The following is a 14,988-nucleotide window of genomic DNA, read 5'->3' as shown; positions in this document are numbered from 1 at the left end:
ATGATTCGACCAAACCGCGCCGCTGCCACGCTGATCGCCGCCGTGGCGGCCCTTCCCGCTGCGGCCCATGACGATCCGCTGGCCCATGTCGCGGCGTTCTTTGCCGATGCCAACGTCGTGTCGGGGCCTGAACTGGTCGATTGCACGCTGTCGGGCGGCACCGAAACCACCTGCTTTTCCATCACCGTCAAGCCGGATCCGCAGGATTACACCCCCGGCCCATGGTGCCCGACCAATATCGCGGATGGCGCCGAGGCGGGCGGTATCTGGATCGTCGATGGCGAGGCCAATGACGTGGATGGCGCGTTTATCACCCGTCTCGCCGAGATCTACGGCGACACCGAGTGGAAGCTTTATGACGAGGCCACCGGCGATGTGCGCTACACCGGCACGCTTGAGGCCTGCGAGGCCGCGGCCCGCCCCGATGTCGACGAGGCCTATAACAATTACTGCGTCCAGTGCCTGCCGGAATACCTGCCCGAGGAGGCCTCGGTCACCTATGTGATCCCGCTGCGCCCGGTGATGCTAGACGAGCCGGCGGACAGCACGCGCGGCGGCGCAGGGGTGGCCTATAACGGCGTGCGCCTTGACGGGCCGGCCCCGCTGGAGGCGATCACGTCGGCCCATACAATCGCGCCCTTCGACGATTGCGGCGGCCATGTGAACACCCATGTCGGCTATCACTACCATGCCGTGACCGATTGCCTGAACACGCCCCCCGCAAGCACCACCGCGCTGAAAAATCACGGCACGCAGATCGGCATCGCGATGGACGGGTTTCCGATCATGGGCCATATCGAGGGCATCGATGACGAGCTTGACGCCTGCAACGGCATCATGATCGACGGCGTCGGTTATCACTATTACGCCGGTGCGCCGGGCAGCAACGCCATCCTTGGCTGCCATGTGGCCGAGGTCGGCTGCACGCTGGAAGAAGGCGGCACCTGCAATGCCTCGCTTGACGCCCGCCGCGGCCCGCCTCCGGGCGCCAATGGCGATCGCCCCGCGCCGCCGCCGCCGCCGGCAGACTAAACTAAGCCGTCTAACCCTCTGGCAGATCGGGCGTTTCGCGTAGGAACATGCCGGTCTGCTGGTAGTGGTGCAGCAACCGGGTCGAGGCCAGATCGACGTCGCGCGCCACCGCCGCCGCAAGGATGTCGCGGTGTTCGGCGGGCACGTCGCGGGTGCCGTAATGGCGCGAGCGCCCCGCAAGGTAGCGATAGCGCACGTTCAGATCATAGAGCTGGCTGCAATAGCCCAGCAGGATCGGCGAGGAACAGCGCGCCAGCAGCGCCATGTGAAAGGTCTTATGCGCCTCTTCGAAGATCGCCACATCCGCGCCCCCGACCCGCGCCATGCGGTGATGGGCCAGCACCAGCGCTTCTTCCCATGCCTCGTCCCCGGCTTCGATGGATTCGCGCAGGGCCATGTCTTCCAAAGCGCAGCGCAGGCGCAGGATCTCGGCGAAATTGTCCTGACTGACGGGCGAGGCGCGAAACCCGCGCTGGTCGATGCGTTCGACCAGCTTGTCGGCCACCAGCAAGGTCAGTGCCTCGCGGATCGGCGAAGCGCCGACCTGAATGCGCTCTTTGAGGGTTTCGATCTTGAGCTTTTCGCCCGGCGCAAGCGCGCCGGTGATGATCATGCGCCGGATGGCCTGATAGGTCGATTGCGTGGCCGATGTCGGGGCCACCGGGTCTGCCCCGACATCGAAATCCTGAATACTCATACCGTCCTCTTAACCTTGGCCCCCGCGGGCCGACAGGGCGCGCTCACGGTGCGGGGCGGGCAGGGATGCCAACCCGCGCATCGCCCGTCGCCGCGCGCGTCGTCACGCCATCGTTCAACACGAACATGATGATACAGGTTTCCGTCCCCTTGTTCGACCAGGCATGATTGGTGCCGCGCTGCACGCAGATATCGCCCGCCTTGAGCAGCACATCATCCGCCGGATCATCCATCAGCATCCAGATTTCCCCAGTGATCACCATGGCATAATCGACACTGTTGGTGCGATGCATGAACGGGTGGCGGGCGTTTTGCACGATATTCGCGGCAGCCCCCATTTCGGCGAAAGCGCTGGGGCCGTCAAGCTTGGCCATCACCTCGGGGTCTTCGGGCTGGAATTCGACGCAGCGGAACACGCTGCCCATGGCGGGCGGGTGCAGGGTGAAATCACCGGTGCAGGTTTCGGTGGCGCCGTCATATTCGGCCGGCGTGCCATCCGAGATCCAGAAATTGGTCAGCCGCACACCGGGCCGGTTGGGCCGTTCAAGGAACTGGCTGGCGGTCTGATCGCTTTCGATGATGGCTTTGCCGGTGGCGTCGTGGCCCGTGACCACGCGGCGGAATTCGGTCATGTTCATGAGAGGTGTCCTTTCAGATCAGTTGGCCCTTGCGGGCACGCAATTCGGTGATGGCATAGAGCCCAAGCAGCAGGGCAAGCCCGAGCGCGGCGCTCAGCAGGTCCTGAAACAGCAGCAGCAACCCGGCGAGCGCCGCCGCGCCGCGCCCCAGCGCGTTCAGCCGGTGGCCCAGCACCCCGATCACCGCGACGGCGATGGCGAACACGCCCAGAATACCGGTGACGATGGCTTCGATGTTCTCGAACCAGCCGCCCTGAAGCAGCAGGCCGGGGCCGTAGCAAAAGGCAAAGGGCAGCAGGAAGCTTGGCGCGGCATAGGCGGCGGCGGTCCAGCCGCATTTGTTGATGTCGGCCTTGGCGATGCCTCCCGCCACATAGGCGGCCAGCGCCACCGGTGGGGTGATCGTGGAAATGCAGCCGAAGTAGAAGACGAAGAAATGCGCGGTCAGCACCGGCACCCCCATCTTGACCAGCGCCGGGGCAACCACGGTGGCAAGGATCAGGTAGGCCGCCGTTGTCGGCAGGCCCATGCCAAGGATGATCGATACGAACATGGTCAGCACCAGCGCGATCAGCAAGCTGCCGCCCGAGCCCATGTCGATCAGCACCGCGATCTTCGATCCAAGGCCCGACAGCCCGAGCACCCCGGCGATGATGCCCGCAGCGGCGCAGGCGGCGGAAATCGTCACCACGCCCTGCGCGCCTTCGGTCACCGCGCCGCTGATCTTGCGCAGCAGGTCGGTGTCGATCTTGCGGTTCCAGATCACCGTGGAGAGGATCATCGCCCCCATCGCCCAGAGCGATGCCTTGAACGGCGAATAGCCCATCAGCATCATGCCCAGCAGCAGCGCAAAGGCGATGATGAACGGCATCCCGTCCCACAACACTCGCGCCGTGCTGCGCGGATCGGTGGTGGGGGTTGTCACCGGCGCGATGCCGCTGCGCACCGCGCGCAGATGCACCACCGCAAAGGCGGTGCCAAAGAACAGCAGCGCCGGCAGCAGGCCGGTCTTCATGATCTCGGTGTAGCTCACCCCGACCACCTCGGCCATGATGAAGGCAGCGGCGCCCATCACCGGGGGCATGATCTGCCCGCCGGTGGAGGCAACCGCCTCGACCGCGGCGGCCTGGTGCGGGGCGTAGCCTTCGCGTTTCATCAGCGGAATGGTCAGCGTGCCGGTCACCGCGACATTGCCCGCCGCCGAGCCCGACACCATGCCGATTAGCGCCGAAAACAGCACCGCCGATTTGGCCGAGGCCGCCCGCATGCCATGGGTCAGGCGGAACGAGATTTCAAAGAAAAATTCCCCCGCGCCCAGCCGCGACAACAGCGCGCCAAAGATGGTGAAGGTGATGATATAAGTCGCCGCCACGCCGATCGGAATGCCATAGATGCCTTGGGTGTCGGTGGTCAGAAAGGTCACCACCCGTTCCAGCCCATAGCCGCGCCCATTCAGCACGCCCGGCAGGTAGGGGCTGAGGAACGGGTAGACAAAGAACACCAGCGTGATGCCAGCAAGGATGCTGCCGATGCCGCGCCGCGCGGCCTCGAACACCAGCGCAACGATGACCAGCCCGGCCCAGTAATCCTGCGTGTTGGTCATGCCACCGCTGAAGGCAATCGCCTTCCAGCGCGACAACAGCCACACGCTGGCGATGATGCCCGACAGGATCAACACGCCGTCAAAAGCCAGAGACACCCGGCTGCGATCCACCGCCGAAGTTGCCGGTGTGCGGGCAAACAACAACGTCAGCGCAAGCATCAGGTGGGTCAGCCGCATCTCCATCGTCGACATGGAAATCAGGCCGGACACGATCAGCAGGTGGTAGGCGCCAAAGGCAAAGGCCACAACGGCCAGCACCCGGGCAGGGGTGATCATATCGCGCAACGCAGTCATGGCGCGTCCTTTCTGGAAAAAGGGGGATGGGGCAGGGGCATTGCACCCCTGCCGGGGGGTCTGCTTGCTCGGCGGCTTACTTGGCGAAATAGGCCGCGGCGCCCGGGTGCAGATCGATAGCAAGCGCGCTTGCCCGTGCCTTGTCGATCTGGCGCGCATTGGCGTTTTCGGCAGCGAATTCATCAAGGTGATCGTAGATCGCCGCAGCGATGCTCTCGACGATGCCTGCGTCCATGTCGGCGGGCACCACCAGCATGTTGGTGACCCCCAGAACCTGCGCATCCTCGTCCATGTCATAGACATCGGCCGAAATATCAAAAGTGCTGTAGGCGGGATTGCCGGACAGGATCTGCTCCAGCTTGTCGGCCTCCATGCCGATCATCCGCAGCTTGCCCGAGGCCGCCGCCTGCATCACCGCCGCCGCCGGATAGCCCGACAGTGCCAGCGCCGCGTCGACATTGCCGTCCGACAACTGGCTGAACCCGTCGCCGTAGCTGAGGAAACTGGGCGTGATGTCATCAAGGCTCAGCCCGTAGACCGGCAGCATGTTGTTGAGAAAGCCCATCGTGCCGCCGCCCGCCGGGCCAACCGCGACGCGCTTGCCCTTGAGATCGGCAAAGGTCTGAATGTCGGATCCATCGGTGACCACCATGTGCAGCACGCTGGGGTGCAGGGGGCCGAGCGCGCTGAGGTCCATCGGGCTGCCGTCATAGGCGCCAGCCCCGGCCACCGCATCGGCGGCAAGATTGGCGCTGGTGATGCCCAGCTCAACCTCGCCCTGCGCCACGAGGCGGGGGTTTTGCACCGAGCCTTGCGTGACGATCGGCACCATGTCGATGCCATCGCCGGCGTATTTGTTGACGAGGTTGGAAATGCCTTGTCCCATCGGGAAGAACGCGCCACCAAGGCTGGCGGTCCCGATGCGGTATTCCTCGGCCTGCGCGGTCTGTGCCAGCACGGCGAAAGATGCGGCGACAAATGCCCCGCGAATGGTGTTTTTCATGATGATCCTCCCTGAGTAGCGAGGGTAATACCGAGTTTATGTCATAGCAACACACATTATCGATTTTTTACGTGTCGAGAAATTTACCCTCCGCCACTCGCGGCCCGCATCGAATGCCCTTTGTGTACGGCTCCCGCATAGCAAGGCTTAAGTGAGACTGCGTGTAGCTTTTCAGAAGAGGGTTTGTGTCCGGCCTGTTGACGCGGTCATTGCCGCTTGCCCTCCCTCTCGTGCGTGTAAACAAGCACTGCCGGGCAGTGGATGGGATCCGCGGATCAGGTTCCTATCTGCTTTGCGGGCAATGGCGCCCGGGACATTCTTCGCAGCGTCCTGATCGTTGCGGCTGAAGGGCACACCATCACATCGTTGGTCTTGCGATCTCGTGGGCGCACGCCGTCTCATACGGCGTGCGGCTTGCAGGGCTCGTCTCTGGTCAATACAGACCACATGACCCGGACCGTCTTGTTCGTCATGGCGACGATCGCATGCCTTGCGGGCTTTCTCTGCAGCAGCTTCGTCAGCCAAACGTCCTGGGCCAGATCAGTCAGCCCGGGCTGCTTGCCATCGATGATCCCTTTCACAAATCGATGGCGCGCGCGATGCTCCGAGCGATGGCGATGCCGAACTCTGCCGCCAAGCTCCGCAGCATGTTGATTAACTGGGTGCGCTGGCGCAGGACGAAATCCCAAGCGAGAGCCATCCACCCCATCTGCTTTATTCAGAGGGCATCATCGTTGTGACGATATACAATATATTACATAATTGGGATTAGACGCTAGAGGCAGACCAGCAGATGCGCGCCGATTTCAACTGCGGCTCCCTATATAAAAACAGATGCTTATCCAATGGATGGAGTCTGCCACGCCAACTTGGGCAACAGGCAACTGAGCGTCAAGGAACCTGTCCAGATCGAACGCTGGAAGCTGGTGAAAATCCACGTCCGGGAGATGGCGGGCGTGTTGCAGCGTTCAAAAGCCACGAGCCACCGCGAGATCAAGCGGAACTGGATTGCGCCTCCGGGGCGGACATTGGTCAGGAAGCTGGAGGCGCAGGGCGATTTTTCTGAAAGCGTTCTCCCATCGGGCGTCATGGACTTTTGTCGGCCGCCGCAGGAATCGATTTACAGTCTCGACACCAAGATCAGGGAGACGCAGAAGCGCCTGAAAGACGCTGCCAAGTCAGATCCCGCGGCGATCCGTCTGCAGACGGCGCCAGAAACAGTCCCCCTTGGTGCCATGGCTACGCTCGCAGGCCCAGATTGGCCCGCAGACGTGGTTTTACCATCCGGCTGTGCCCTGCCAAAAAGGCACCGTCGAGACCGCCAACCGGCGGGCGCGCCGCTGGCTTCCAAGGCAGCGTGACGTTGCTGTCACGACAGAGCTCGTGCCGAAGCAACTCTGCGACCAGCCCAATAATACGCCCCGCAAATGCCTCGGCTGGAGACCCGCGGGGGAGGTCTTCCGCGAAAAGAGCGTGCAAGAGATCTGCCGACGCCCCTACCTTCGCAGGCAATGGAAGCCGCGCTTCAAGTAGGCCAAACCCTGTCGGGGAATCCTGCGACAATGCCGGGGCCGGGGCAAGCAATGGCCTGCGGCAAACCCGGTGGCGGTGCGTGCGCATCGGCACCGCTACCTGGCGCAAACTCTCAGACAGGGAGGGGGAGTGTCGCGACCGCGATCCCCCCTCGCGCGGCAATGGCCGGAATTCGGCCCCGGCGCCTCACGCGGTTATTCGCCGTGAAGTGCTGACGCAAGGTGCTCTTCAGAGCAATGTCGATTGCGCAATGTCATAGATCAATGTCGCGACGCCTCTGATGAGCGACCATTTCGCTGCCGGGCCCGTCAGGCAGGTTGGCCGGGTGTGAGTGCTGTAAACGTTTCTGTTAGCTGCCGCTGTCTGCCCCGAGCCTGTCGGGGTTGCGCGGATCGGGCTGCCTCTCTACGCAGCGCGATCCTTTGGTCACGGCTAGCGTTTTTGATCTTCGCGAAAGGACCAGCCCCGTGAACCGTGTCCCGTCTGCTTTGATAACAGGTCTCTTTGCCGCTTGCGCCGGTATCGCGTCTGGCCAGACGCCCCCGTCTCCAGAGGAGATCCTGAGCGCATGGCTCACCTCTCCGCATGCCAACTCGCAAAGCGAGGCGTTCCGGCATTGGGATACCGAAGGTGAGATCCCCGGCAATTGCGCCGTCTGCCATTCGACCACGGGTGTCACGGATTACCTTGCAAGTTTTCCCACCGTCGCCGGGGTGATCGATCACCCGGTCCCGATCGGCACCACCGTCGAATGCGCAGCCTGCCATAATCCCGGCGCAGAGGCGCTGCGCGAGGTGCTGTTTCCCAGCGGGCAGACCATCGCGATGGCCGACGGCTCGGCCATCTGCACGGTCTGCCATCAGGGGCGGACCTCGGCCGACACCGTTGCCGCGGCGCTAGGCGGGCGCGCCGAGGATGAGGTCTCGGCCGACATTGCCTTCATCAATATCCACTACGCTGCCGCCGCCTCGACGCAGCTTGGCAGCGTGGTGCGCGGTGGGTTCGAATATCCCGGGCAGGACTATGCCGGGGCCTTCGCCCATGTCGAGGGGCTGAACACCTGCGTCAGCTGCCATGACGCCCATGAAATCACGATCGAGCTGAGCGCCTGCACAAGCTGCCATCAGGGCGTGAGCGATTTGCGCGCCATTCGCACCACGCCGACCGATGTGCTGGGCACCGGCGATATCAGCAGCGGTATCGCCATCGTCATCGACGATCTGCACGCGCGGCTCGAGGCTGCGATCATGGCCTATGCCTCTGGGGTTGGCAGCGCGCCCATCATCTATGCTGACCACGCCTACCCCTATTTCTTCAACGATCTGAACGCCGACGGCGCCGTGACGGAGGGCGAGGCAGCCTACCCCAACCGCTACCAGAGCTGGACACCGCGGCTGCTGCGGGCCGCCTATAATTACCAGTTCGTCAGCAAGGATCGGGGCGCTTTTGCGCATAACCCGCATTACGCAATGCAGCTGCTGATCGACAGCATCACCGACCTCGCCGAGGTCGCACCGGTCGACGTGACCGGGCTGGTCCGGCCCTGAGGGGACCCGCCCGGTGCAGATCAGGTTTCGCAAGGGGCGCGATTTCGACATGGGTCCGGCTGCGGCCAATACGCCCGCGGCGGTGCGCGCGGTGCGCCGGGTCGGGCTGGAGTTTCGGGGGTTTCCCGGTCTGATCGTCGATGCGCTTGTGGCCGAGGGCGACCCGCTGCGCCGGGGCCAGACCCTGTGCGTCAGCCGACATCACCCCGAGATTGCCTTTGTCGCCAGTGCGGCGGGGCGGGTAAGCCGCATTCGCAAGGGCGCGCGGCGCCGGATCGAGACCATCGAGATCGCGGTAGAGGGCGACGAGGAGTGCCGGTTTGACGTTGAACCGGCGCAGACGGATGATGCGGCGCTGCGGGCTCTGCTGCTGCAAAGCGGCGCTTGGGTGGCGTTTCGCACCCGCCCGTTCGGTCGCATCCCCGCCCCCGCAGATCAACCTTCGGCGATCTTTGTCACCGCGACCGCAGGCACCCCGCTTGCGCCCGATCCGGCGCAGGTTCTTGCACCGCAACTGGACGCCTTCGCGCGCGGGCTTGAGGCCTTGCTACGCCTGACCCAAGGCGCGGTGTTTGTCTGCCAGCCCCCCGGCCCGGCGCTGGTGACGCCAAGGGAACGGCTGCGGATCGCCTCGATTTGCGGTCCGCAGCCCTGCGGGCTGCCGGGGCCGCATATCCACCGCCTCTGGCCGGTGTCGGCGCAGCGTTCGGTCTGGCAGATCGGCTATCAGGATGTGGCAGCGATCGGCGATCTGCTGAGCACCGGCCGGATCAGCGTCGACCGCAGCATCTCGGTGGCGGGTCCCGGCTGTGACAGGGCGAGGCTGCTGCGCGCGCCGCTTGGCGCCGAACTGGCCGGGCTGCTGGACGAGACGCAGCAGAGCGAAAAGCGGCTGATCTCGGGGTCGGCCCTCACCGGGCGCGAGCAGCGGTTTCTGGGGCGCCACGATCTTGAGGTGACGGTGATGACCCCGGCTTCAGACGCGCCGCGCGGGGCAGTGCGGGGCCTTGTTGCCTGGCTGCGCCAGAGCGGAACCGGGGCAACCCTGCCAAGCGAGGCTTTTGAAAGACTGTTTCCCTTTGATCTGTTGCCAGTGCCCCTGATGCGCGCCCTTGCGGTGGGCGATATCGAGACGGTGGAGCGGCTCGGCGGGCTGGAACTGCTGGAAGAGGATCTGGCCCTGCTAAGCTGGCGCTGCCCGTCCGGCAGCGATTACGGCAGCTTGTTGCGCCGTGCGCTCGACAGGCTCGCCGAGGAGCGCGCGCCATGAGCGATGCCCCCCGCCTCTGGAGCGGCAGCGAGGCGCTTGTCACCCTTGTGGCCGTCTCCGCCCCGCTCGTCGCGACGATCCTGCAGCAGGGGCCGGCGCGGCTGGTTTTTCTGGCGCTCGGGCTGGGGCTGGCAACGTTCTGGCATCTGGTCTTTGCCCGGATCAGGCGGCGCTGGACGGGCTGGGATGGCCTCGTGACGGCCGCGATCTTTGCGGTTCTGGTTCCAGAGGCGCTGCCGCTCTGGCAACAGGGGCTGGCGCTGTCCTTCGGGCTGGTGATGGGCGATCTGGTCTTTGGCGGGCGCGGGCGCGGCTTTCTCAGCCCGGCGGCGGTTGCTCTGGCCTTTGCGTTGTTCTCTTTCCCGGTGAGCGCAGGCGCCGCCCCCGGCCCCGCGAGCGCCATTGCCGCGCTGGCAGGCGGCGCGGCGCTGCTGCTCGCGCGGGTCCTGTCGTGGCGGGTGGTTGCCGGGTTTGCGCTGGCCATGGCCGCGTTGCAGCTGCTGCAGCCGGGCTGGCCCGCCCTGCCGGGGGCGACGCTGATCCTTGGGCTGGTGTTTCTGATCGGCGATCCGGTGGCGGCTGCCTGCACGAATGCTGGGCGCTGGGTCTATGGAGCGCTGGCGGGGGCCTTGGTCGCGCTGCTGGAAACGGCTGGCGGCGGCGCGCTGTCCTCGGTGGTCTTTGCCGCGCTGCTGGCGGGGATTTTTGCGTCGCTGATCGATCAGGGGGTGATCTGGGACAACGTGCGGCGACGCGCGCGCAGGCAGCGACATGGCTGAGCGGTCCCCTCTCTCCCTGTGGCGCCGGTTTCTGGCGCTGCCCAATGACAGCCGGGGCAAGACGCTGGGCGTTGCGTTCCTCGTGGCGCTGATCTCGGCGCTTGGCGTCTCGGTGACCTCGGTGCTGCTCGAACCACGCCAGCAGGCCCATCTTGACGCGGCGCGCGAGGCAAAGCTGGCGGGAATGATCGCTGCGCTGCCGGGCTTGGGCGATCTGCTGCGCGAGACCGGGGCCGAAACGCTGGAGGCCGTTCTGGTCGATCTGGCAAGCGGCACGATCCGCCAAGACGCCGATCCGCACAGCTACGATTTCCTCGCCGCGCAGAGCGATGCCGCCCGGATAACGGCGCTGAGCCCCGAACAGGACATCGCCGGGATCGCACGCCGCCCGGACCTTGCCCCGGCCTATCTGCTGCGCGGGCGGGATGGTCTGGCGCTGGTGGTGCTGCCGGTCTACGGGGCCGGCTATCAATCGACGATCCGCGCCTATCTTGCCCTAGCGGCCGATCTGACCACCATCGCGGGCCTCAGCATCTATGAACAGGGCGAAACGCCGGGGCTGGGCGCGCGGATCACCGATCCGGGCTGGCAGGCGCTCTGGTCAGGCAAACAGGCCGTGGACGCCTCGGGAGAGATCGTCATCGCCGTGGTGCGCGGCGGGGCCACGGGCCTGCGCGAGATCGACGGTATTTCCGGCGCCACGCGCTCGAGCATGGGCGTGGCGCGGCTTGTGCAGTTCTGGCTCGGCCCCGATGGCTTTGGCCCGTTCCTTGCCGCCCTGCGTTCGGGAGAAGAAAGATGAGCAAGCGCGCCCTGCATCACCTCACCGCGCCGCTGATCGACGGCAACCCGATCACGTTGCAGATCCTCGGGATCTGCTCGGCGCTCGCCGTGACCACCTCGATGGCCACCGCCCTGACCATGAGCCTTGCGCTGACCGTTGTGCTGACTACCGCCAGCGCGCTCATCAGCCTTGTGCGCCATCATCTGCCCAATGCGATCCGGCTGGTGGTGCAGATCACCATCATTGCCTCTCTGGTCATCGTCGCCGACCAGATCCTGCGCGCCTATGCCTTCGAGATGAGCCAAAGACTGTCGGTCTTTGTCGGGCTGATCGTGACCAATTGCATCGTTCTGGGCCGGGCCGAAACCTTTGCCATGCGCAACCCGGTCTGGCCCAGCGTTCTGGACGGGCTTGGCAACGGGCTTGGCTACAGCCTTGTGCTGATGCTTGTTGCCGCGATCCGCGAGGGGCTTGGCGCGGGCGCGCTGTTTGGGGTGCAGCTGCTGCCACTGGCCTCAAGCGGTGGCTGGTTTCAGCCGCTTGGGTTCATGCTGCTTGCCCCCAGCGCGTTTTTCATCATCGGCCTGCTGATCTGGGCGATCCGGACCCGCCGCCCCGAGCAGGTCGAACCCGATGAATTTCCGCTTCGCGAGCGGTCGGGCGGGGATCGGCCATGAGCGAGCTGTTCCTGCGATCCGTCTTTCAGGAGAACCTTGCACTGTCGTTCTTTCTGGGCATCTGCACCTTTCTGGCGGTGTCCAAGCGGGTTGATACCGCGTTGGGGCTCGGGCTGGCGATGATCGTGGTGCAGGGGGTCACGGTTCCGGTGAACCACCTGATCTTTCGCGGCCTGCTGATCGAGGGCGCCTGGGCCTGGGCGGGATTGCCAGAGGTCGATCTGAGCTATCTCAAACTGATCTGTTTCATCAGCGTCATCGCCGCCATCGTGCAGATCCTTGAAATGACGCTGGATCGGTTCGCACCGGGGTTGCACCGCAGCCTCGGGATCTTCCTGCTGCTGATCACGGTGAACTGCGCCATCCTCGGGGGCAGCCTGTTCATGGTCGACCGGCGCTACGATCTGCCGCAAAGCGTGATCTATGGTCTGGGCAGCGGCATCGGCTGGGCGCTGGCCATCATCGCCTTTGCCGCGATCCGGGAACGGCTGCGCTATGCCGATATTCCCGAAGGTCTGCGCGGATTGGGCATCGCCTTCATCGTCACCGGCCTGATGTCGATGGGGTTCTCGGCCTTTGCCGGGCTGGGCCAGCCATGAGCGAAGTGGCTCTTGGCAGCGCGGTCTTTGTCGCCATCGTGCTGATCGTGGCCTGCGTCATCTTGCTGGCACGGGCGTTTCTGTTGCCCTCGGCCCCGGTTACCATTCGGATCAATGATCGCATGGACATTGGCGCGCGCAGCGGCGAGCGGCTTCTGACGGCTCTGGCCGACGGCGGCATCGCCGTGCCTGCGGCCTGTGGCGGGGGCGGAACCTGCGGGCAGTGCCGGGTGCGGATCGACGAAGGCCGCCGCCCTGCCCTGCCGACCGAGGCCGCCCTGCTGTCGCGCGCCGATCTTGCCTCCGGACTGCGGCTGGCCTGCCAGACAACGCTTCGCGCCGATCTGGCCGTGACCCTGCCCGAAACCATGCTGAGCGCCCGCAGCTGGGCGTGCAGGGTCGTTTCCAGCCGCACGGTGGCCCCGATCATCCGCGAGATCGTGCTGGCGCCGATGGGCGATGCGCCATTCACCTTCACCCCCGGTGCCTTTGTGCAGGTCGAGGCCCCGGCCTATGATCTGGCCTTCAGCGACTATGACATCGCGCCCGAGCATCGCGCCGCGTGGGATCAGCAGGGCCTTGATGCGCTGCGCGCGCAAGGCCCGGGCGGTGTGTCACGCGCCTATTCCATCGCGAACCACGCCGCAGCGGATGCCGGTCACATCGTGCTGCTGATCCGGCTGGCCCTGCCACCGCCGGGGGCGCCGGACGCCTTGCCGGGCGTCGTGTCGTCATGGCTGTTCGGGCGTCGTCCCGGCGATCCTGTCAGCGTGACCGGCCCGTTCGGCAGTTTCGCGGCGCAGGACAGCACGCGCGAGATGGTCCTGATCGGCGGCGGCGTCGGCATGGCACCGCTGCGCGCGATCATCTCGGACCAGCTCGAACGCCAACGCAGCACCCGCAAGATCAGCTTCTGGTACGGCGCGCGCAGCCGCGTGGACCTGTTCTATGACGAGGAATTCTCGCGGTTGCAGGCAGAATTCCCCAATTTCCGCTGGACCGTGGCGCTGTCCGATCCGGCGCCGGATGACGACTGGCACGGCGAAACCGGCTTTATCCACGAGGTGGCGCTGCGCGGTGGGCTGGCCGCGCATCCCGCCCCGCATGACTGCGACTACTACCTGTGCGGCCCGCCGATGATGATCAAGGCGGTGCTGTCGATGCTCGACGAGCTGGGCGTTGATCGCGAGCGGATCTTCAACGACGATTTCGGAGCCTGACCCATGCCGCTGTGCCAAGCTTGGGTTTGTGACATACCGGTTCACGGGCCGGATCATCTGGGGTTGGGGCGGCAATGGCAGAGTTCCTGATCACCCTTGGCGTGCTGCTCTGCGCCCTCGCCGGGCTTGGCATCGGAGCGATCTTTGGCCGCGCGCCGATCAAAGGGTCTTGCGGCGGGCTGTCCTGCATTGCGGGCGCGGATTGCGCGGCCTGCCCGAACCGCACCAAAAGGGGCGATCAGCCATGACCAAGCGGCCACGCATTGCAGATTACATGACGCGCGATCTCATCCTGCTCGGGCCGGATCTGGAAATCCTGCATGCGATGAAGACCCTGCTGGAACACCGAATTTCTGGCGCGCCCGTGGTGGACGCCAAGGAACGCCTCATCGGGGTGCTGTCCACGAAGGATTGCCTGCGCGCCGCCTTGCATGGCGCCTATCATCAGGAATGGGGCGGGCGGGTCGCGCGTTACATGACGAAGGATCCCGTGACGCTCGACGCCGATCTCGATCTGGTGGCCGCCGCCGAGCGGTTCCTCGCCAGCGAGTTCCGCCGGTTTCCGGTGCTGCGCGACGGCAAGCTTGTCGGGCAGGTCAGCCGCGGCGATCTTCTGCGTGCGTTGCTGGAACAGTGGTAGCGCCCAGCCTCGTCGCTCATCACGGCGCGATGACGCGCAGGGGCCAGACCCGCAAGACGGTCTTGCAAATCCGGGGCCGATTTTGCGCCGGCAGACCTGATCCGCCCGACCCCAGAGGCCAGCGGGATGTCTGCCTCCGCGCGCTCAGCTGTCCAGGGCGCGCAGATGCCCGGCCAGTCGCAGCAGCACATCCCGTGTCTGGCGCAAATCGTCAGACTGCCCGCTCAACCGATCCTCAAGGCAGCGGGTCACCCCTTCGGCACGGGCCTCTAGCGCGCGTCCGGCGGGGGTCAGGGCGATGCGCACCTGCCGTTCATCCACCGTATCGCGCTGGCGGCTGAGCAGTCCGGCTTTCTCCAGCCGCTTGAGAAGCGGGGTCAGCGTGCTGGATTCAAGATGAACCTGCGCGCCGATCTCTTTGACCGTCGGAGATTCCGGGCCGGTCCAGAGCACTGTCATGACCAGAAACTGAGGATAGGTCAGACCCAGCGGCGCCAGCATATCGCGATAGGCGTGCTGCATGGCAAGGCTGGCCGAATAAAGCGCGTGGCAGAGCATGTCATCAATGGGTCTGGTCATGGTGGGCAATTTATATCGCGCGCTATTCATTTGCAAGCTATTGAATGCTCTCAAGGGCGCGCCATATGTATCGCACACAATCTAATCGACCACG

At 65.2% G+C, this 14,988-nt stretch carries 16 protein-coding genes and 1 pseudogene; 11 read left to right on the top strand and 6 right to left on the bottom strand.

The window, feature by feature from the left end; translation table 11 throughout:
• A complete protein-coding gene (locus KO516_RS10940; protein ID WP_216003823.1) occupies nucleotides 1-1,032 on the top strand; it encodes a YHYH protein in 1,032 nt (343 codons plus the stop codon).
• 10 nt (nucleotides 1,033-1,042) lie between these two features.
• Here the strand turns inward: KO516_RS10940 and KO516_RS10935 are convergent, their stop codons facing one another.
• The 5 genes and pseudogenes from KO516_RS10935 to KO516_RS24195 all read right to left on the bottom strand — a co-directional run.
• On the bottom strand, nucleotides 1,043-1,729 hold the full coding sequence (locus KO516_RS10935; protein ID WP_216003822.1) for a GntR family transcriptional regulator: 687 nt from the start codon (nucleotides 1,727-1,729) through the stop codon (nucleotides 1,043-1,045).
• Nucleotides 1,730-1,772: 43 nt separating this feature from the next.
• A complete protein-coding gene (locus KO516_RS10930) occupies nucleotides 1,773-2,366 on the bottom strand; it encodes a cupin domain-containing protein (protein WP_252737531.1) in 594 nt (197 codons plus the stop codon).
• Nucleotides 2,367-2,379: 13 nt separating this feature from the next.
• The gene (locus KO516_RS10925) at nucleotides 2,380-4,263 is read right to left on the bottom strand and encodes a TRAP transporter fused permease subunit (protein WP_216003821.1); all 1,884 of its coding nucleotides are present in this window, start codon (nucleotides 4,261-4,263) and stop codon (nucleotides 2,380-2,382) included.
• 76 nt (nucleotides 4,264-4,339) lie between these two features.
• Nucleotides 4,340-5,266 carry a TAXI family TRAP transporter solute-binding subunit gene (locus KO516_RS10920; protein WP_216003820.1) on the bottom strand — a complete coding sequence of 309 codons (927 nt, stop codon included), beginning with the start codon at nucleotides 5,264-5,266 and terminating at the stop codon, nucleotides 4,340-4,342.
• Between the two features lie 580 nt (nucleotides 5,267-5,846).
• A pseudogene (locus tag KO516_RS24195) lies at nucleotides 5,847-5,951 on the bottom strand (IS110 family transposase); the annotation flags it as partial.
• 160 nt (nucleotides 5,952-6,111) lie between these two features.
• On the opposite strand from KO516_RS24195, the gene KO516_RS10910 reads away from it, so the two are divergent.
• From KO516_RS10910 to KO516_RS10865, 10 genes are all read left to right on the top strand, one after another.
• Nucleotides 6,112-6,627: a helix-turn-helix domain-containing protein gene (locus KO516_RS10910; protein ID WP_216003819.1), complete on the top strand. Its 516-nt coding sequence runs from the start codon at nucleotides 6,112-6,114 to the stop codon at nucleotides 6,625-6,627.
• Between the two features lie 639 nt (nucleotides 6,628-7,266).
• Nucleotides 7,267-8,346: a cytochrome c3 family protein gene (locus tag KO516_RS10905; protein ID WP_216003818.1), complete on the top strand. Its 1,080-nt coding sequence runs from the start codon at nucleotides 7,267-7,269 to the stop codon at nucleotides 8,344-8,346.
• Nucleotides 8,347-8,359: 13 nt separating this feature from the next.
• A complete protein-coding gene (locus KO516_RS24745; protein WP_216003817.1) occupies nucleotides 8,360-9,616 on the top strand; it encodes a hypothetical protein in 1,257 nt (418 codons plus the stop codon).
• Nucleotides 9,613-10,395, top strand: a complete 783-nt coding sequence (locus KO516_RS10895; RefSeq protein ID WP_216003816.1) for an RnfABCDGE type electron transport complex subunit D — start codon at nucleotides 9,613-9,615, stop codon at nucleotides 10,393-10,395. The genes KO516_RS24745 and KO516_RS10895 overlap by 4 nt, the downstream gene beginning before the upstream one ends.
• Nucleotides 10,388-11,197 carry an NADH:ubiquinone reductase (Na(+)-transporting) subunit C gene (gene nqrC, locus KO516_RS10890; protein WP_216003815.1) on the top strand — a complete coding sequence of 270 codons (810 nt, stop codon included), beginning with the start codon at nucleotides 10,388-10,390 and terminating at the stop codon, nucleotides 11,195-11,197. Before KO516_RS10895 ends, nqrC begins: the two co-directional genes overlap by 8 nt.
• A complete protein-coding gene (locus KO516_RS10885; RefSeq protein ID WP_216003814.1) occupies nucleotides 11,194-11,856 on the top strand; it encodes an NADH:ubiquinone reductase (Na(+)-transporting) subunit D in 663 nt (220 codons plus the stop codon). Before nqrC ends, KO516_RS10885 begins: the two co-directional genes overlap by 4 nt.
• Nucleotides 11,853-12,455 carry an NADH:ubiquinone reductase (Na(+)-transporting) subunit E gene (gene nqrE, locus KO516_RS10880; protein ID WP_216003813.1) on the top strand — a complete coding sequence of 201 codons (603 nt, stop codon included), beginning with the start codon at nucleotides 11,853-11,855 and terminating at the stop codon, nucleotides 12,453-12,455. Before KO516_RS10885 ends, nqrE begins: the two co-directional genes overlap by 4 nt.
• Nucleotides 12,452-13,675 carry an NADH:ubiquinone reductase (Na(+)-transporting) subunit F gene (gene nqrF / locus KO516_RS10875; RefSeq protein ID WP_216003812.1) on the top strand — a complete coding sequence of 408 codons (1,224 nt, stop codon included), beginning with the start codon at nucleotides 12,452-12,454 and terminating at the stop codon, nucleotides 13,673-13,675. The genes nqrE and nqrF overlap by 4 nt, the downstream gene beginning before the upstream one ends.
• Nucleotides 13,676-13,749: 74 nt before the next feature.
• Nucleotides 13,750-13,923, top strand: a complete 174-nt coding sequence (gene nqrM / locus KO516_RS10870) for a (Na+)-NQR maturation NqrM (protein WP_216003811.1) — start codon at nucleotides 13,750-13,752, stop codon at nucleotides 13,921-13,923.
• Nucleotides 13,920-14,315: a CBS domain-containing protein gene (locus KO516_RS10865; RefSeq protein WP_216003810.1), complete on the top strand. Its 396-nt coding sequence runs from the start codon at nucleotides 13,920-13,922 to the stop codon at nucleotides 14,313-14,315. The genes nqrM and KO516_RS10865 overlap by 4 nt, the downstream gene beginning before the upstream one ends.
• Before the next feature lie 144 nt (nucleotides 14,316-14,459).
• Here KO516_RS10865 and KO516_RS10860 read toward each other — a convergent pair whose 3' ends face one another.
• Nucleotides 14,460-14,894 carry a MarR family winged helix-turn-helix transcriptional regulator gene (locus KO516_RS10860; protein WP_216003809.1) on the bottom strand — a complete coding sequence of 145 codons (435 nt, stop codon included), beginning with the start codon at nucleotides 14,892-14,894 and terminating at the stop codon, nucleotides 14,460-14,462.
• Nucleotides 14,895-14,988 lie beyond the last annotated feature (94 nt).

Source organism: Citreicella sp. C3M06, from assembly GCF_018860705.1.
Taxonomy (GTDB): Bacteria; Pseudomonadota; Alphaproteobacteria; order Rhodobacterales; family Rhodobacteraceae; genus Salipiger.
The sequence above is the reverse complement of the archived record's forward strand: the minus strand, read 5'-3'. Positions and strand labels throughout refer to the sequence as shown.

What these genes read in the sequence shown, in the direction of transcription:
- KO516_RS10940 (WP_216003823.1), top strand. Translation starts at nt 1, where the DNA reads ATGATTCGACCAAACCGCGCCGCTGCCACGCTGATCGCCGCCGTGGCG.
- KO516_RS10935 (WP_216003822.1), bottom strand. Translation starts at nt 1,729, where the DNA reads ATGAGTATTCAGGATTTCGATGTCGGGGCAGACCCGGTGGCCCCGACA.
- KO516_RS10930 (WP_252737531.1), bottom strand. Translation starts at nt 2,366, where the DNA reads ATGAACATGACCGAATTCCGCCGCGTGGTCACGGGCCACGACGCCACC.
- KO516_RS10925 (WP_216003821.1), bottom strand. Translation starts at nt 4,263, where the DNA reads ATGACTGCGTTGCGCGATATGATCACCCCTGCCCGGGTGCTGGCCGTT.
- KO516_RS10920 (WP_216003820.1), bottom strand. Translation starts at nt 5,266, where the DNA reads ATGAAAAACACCATTCGCGGGGCATTTGTCGCCGCATCTTTCGCCGTG.
- KO516_RS10910 (WP_216003819.1), top strand. Translation starts at nt 6,112, where the DNA reads ATGGATGGAGTCTGCCACGCCAACTTGGGCAACAGGCAACTGAGCGTC.
- KO516_RS10895 (WP_216003816.1), top strand. Translation starts at nt 9,613, where the DNA reads ATGAGCGATGCCCCCCGCCTCTGGAGCGGCAGCGAGGCGCTTGTCACC.
- nqrC (WP_216003815.1), top strand. Translation starts at nt 10,388, where the DNA reads ATGGCTGAGCGGTCCCCTCTCTCCCTGTGGCGCCGGTTTCTGGCGCTG.
- KO516_RS10885 (WP_216003814.1), top strand. Translation starts at nt 11,194, where the DNA reads ATGAGCAAGCGCGCCCTGCATCACCTCACCGCGCCGCTGATCGACGGC.
- nqrE (WP_216003813.1), top strand. Translation starts at nt 11,853, where the DNA reads ATGAGCGAGCTGTTCCTGCGATCCGTCTTTCAGGAGAACCTTGCACTG.
- nqrF (WP_216003812.1), top strand. Translation starts at nt 12,452, where the DNA reads ATGAGCGAAGTGGCTCTTGGCAGCGCGGTCTTTGTCGCCATCGTGCTG.
- nqrM (WP_216003811.1), top strand. Translation starts at nt 13,750, where the DNA reads ATGGCAGAGTTCCTGATCACCCTTGGCGTGCTGCTCTGCGCCCTCGCC.
- KO516_RS10865 (WP_216003810.1), top strand. Translation starts at nt 13,920, where the DNA reads ATGACCAAGCGGCCACGCATTGCAGATTACATGACGCGCGATCTCATC.
- KO516_RS10860 (WP_216003809.1), bottom strand. Translation starts at nt 14,894, where the DNA reads ATGACCAGACCCATTGATGACATGCTCTGCCACGCGCTTTATTCGGCC.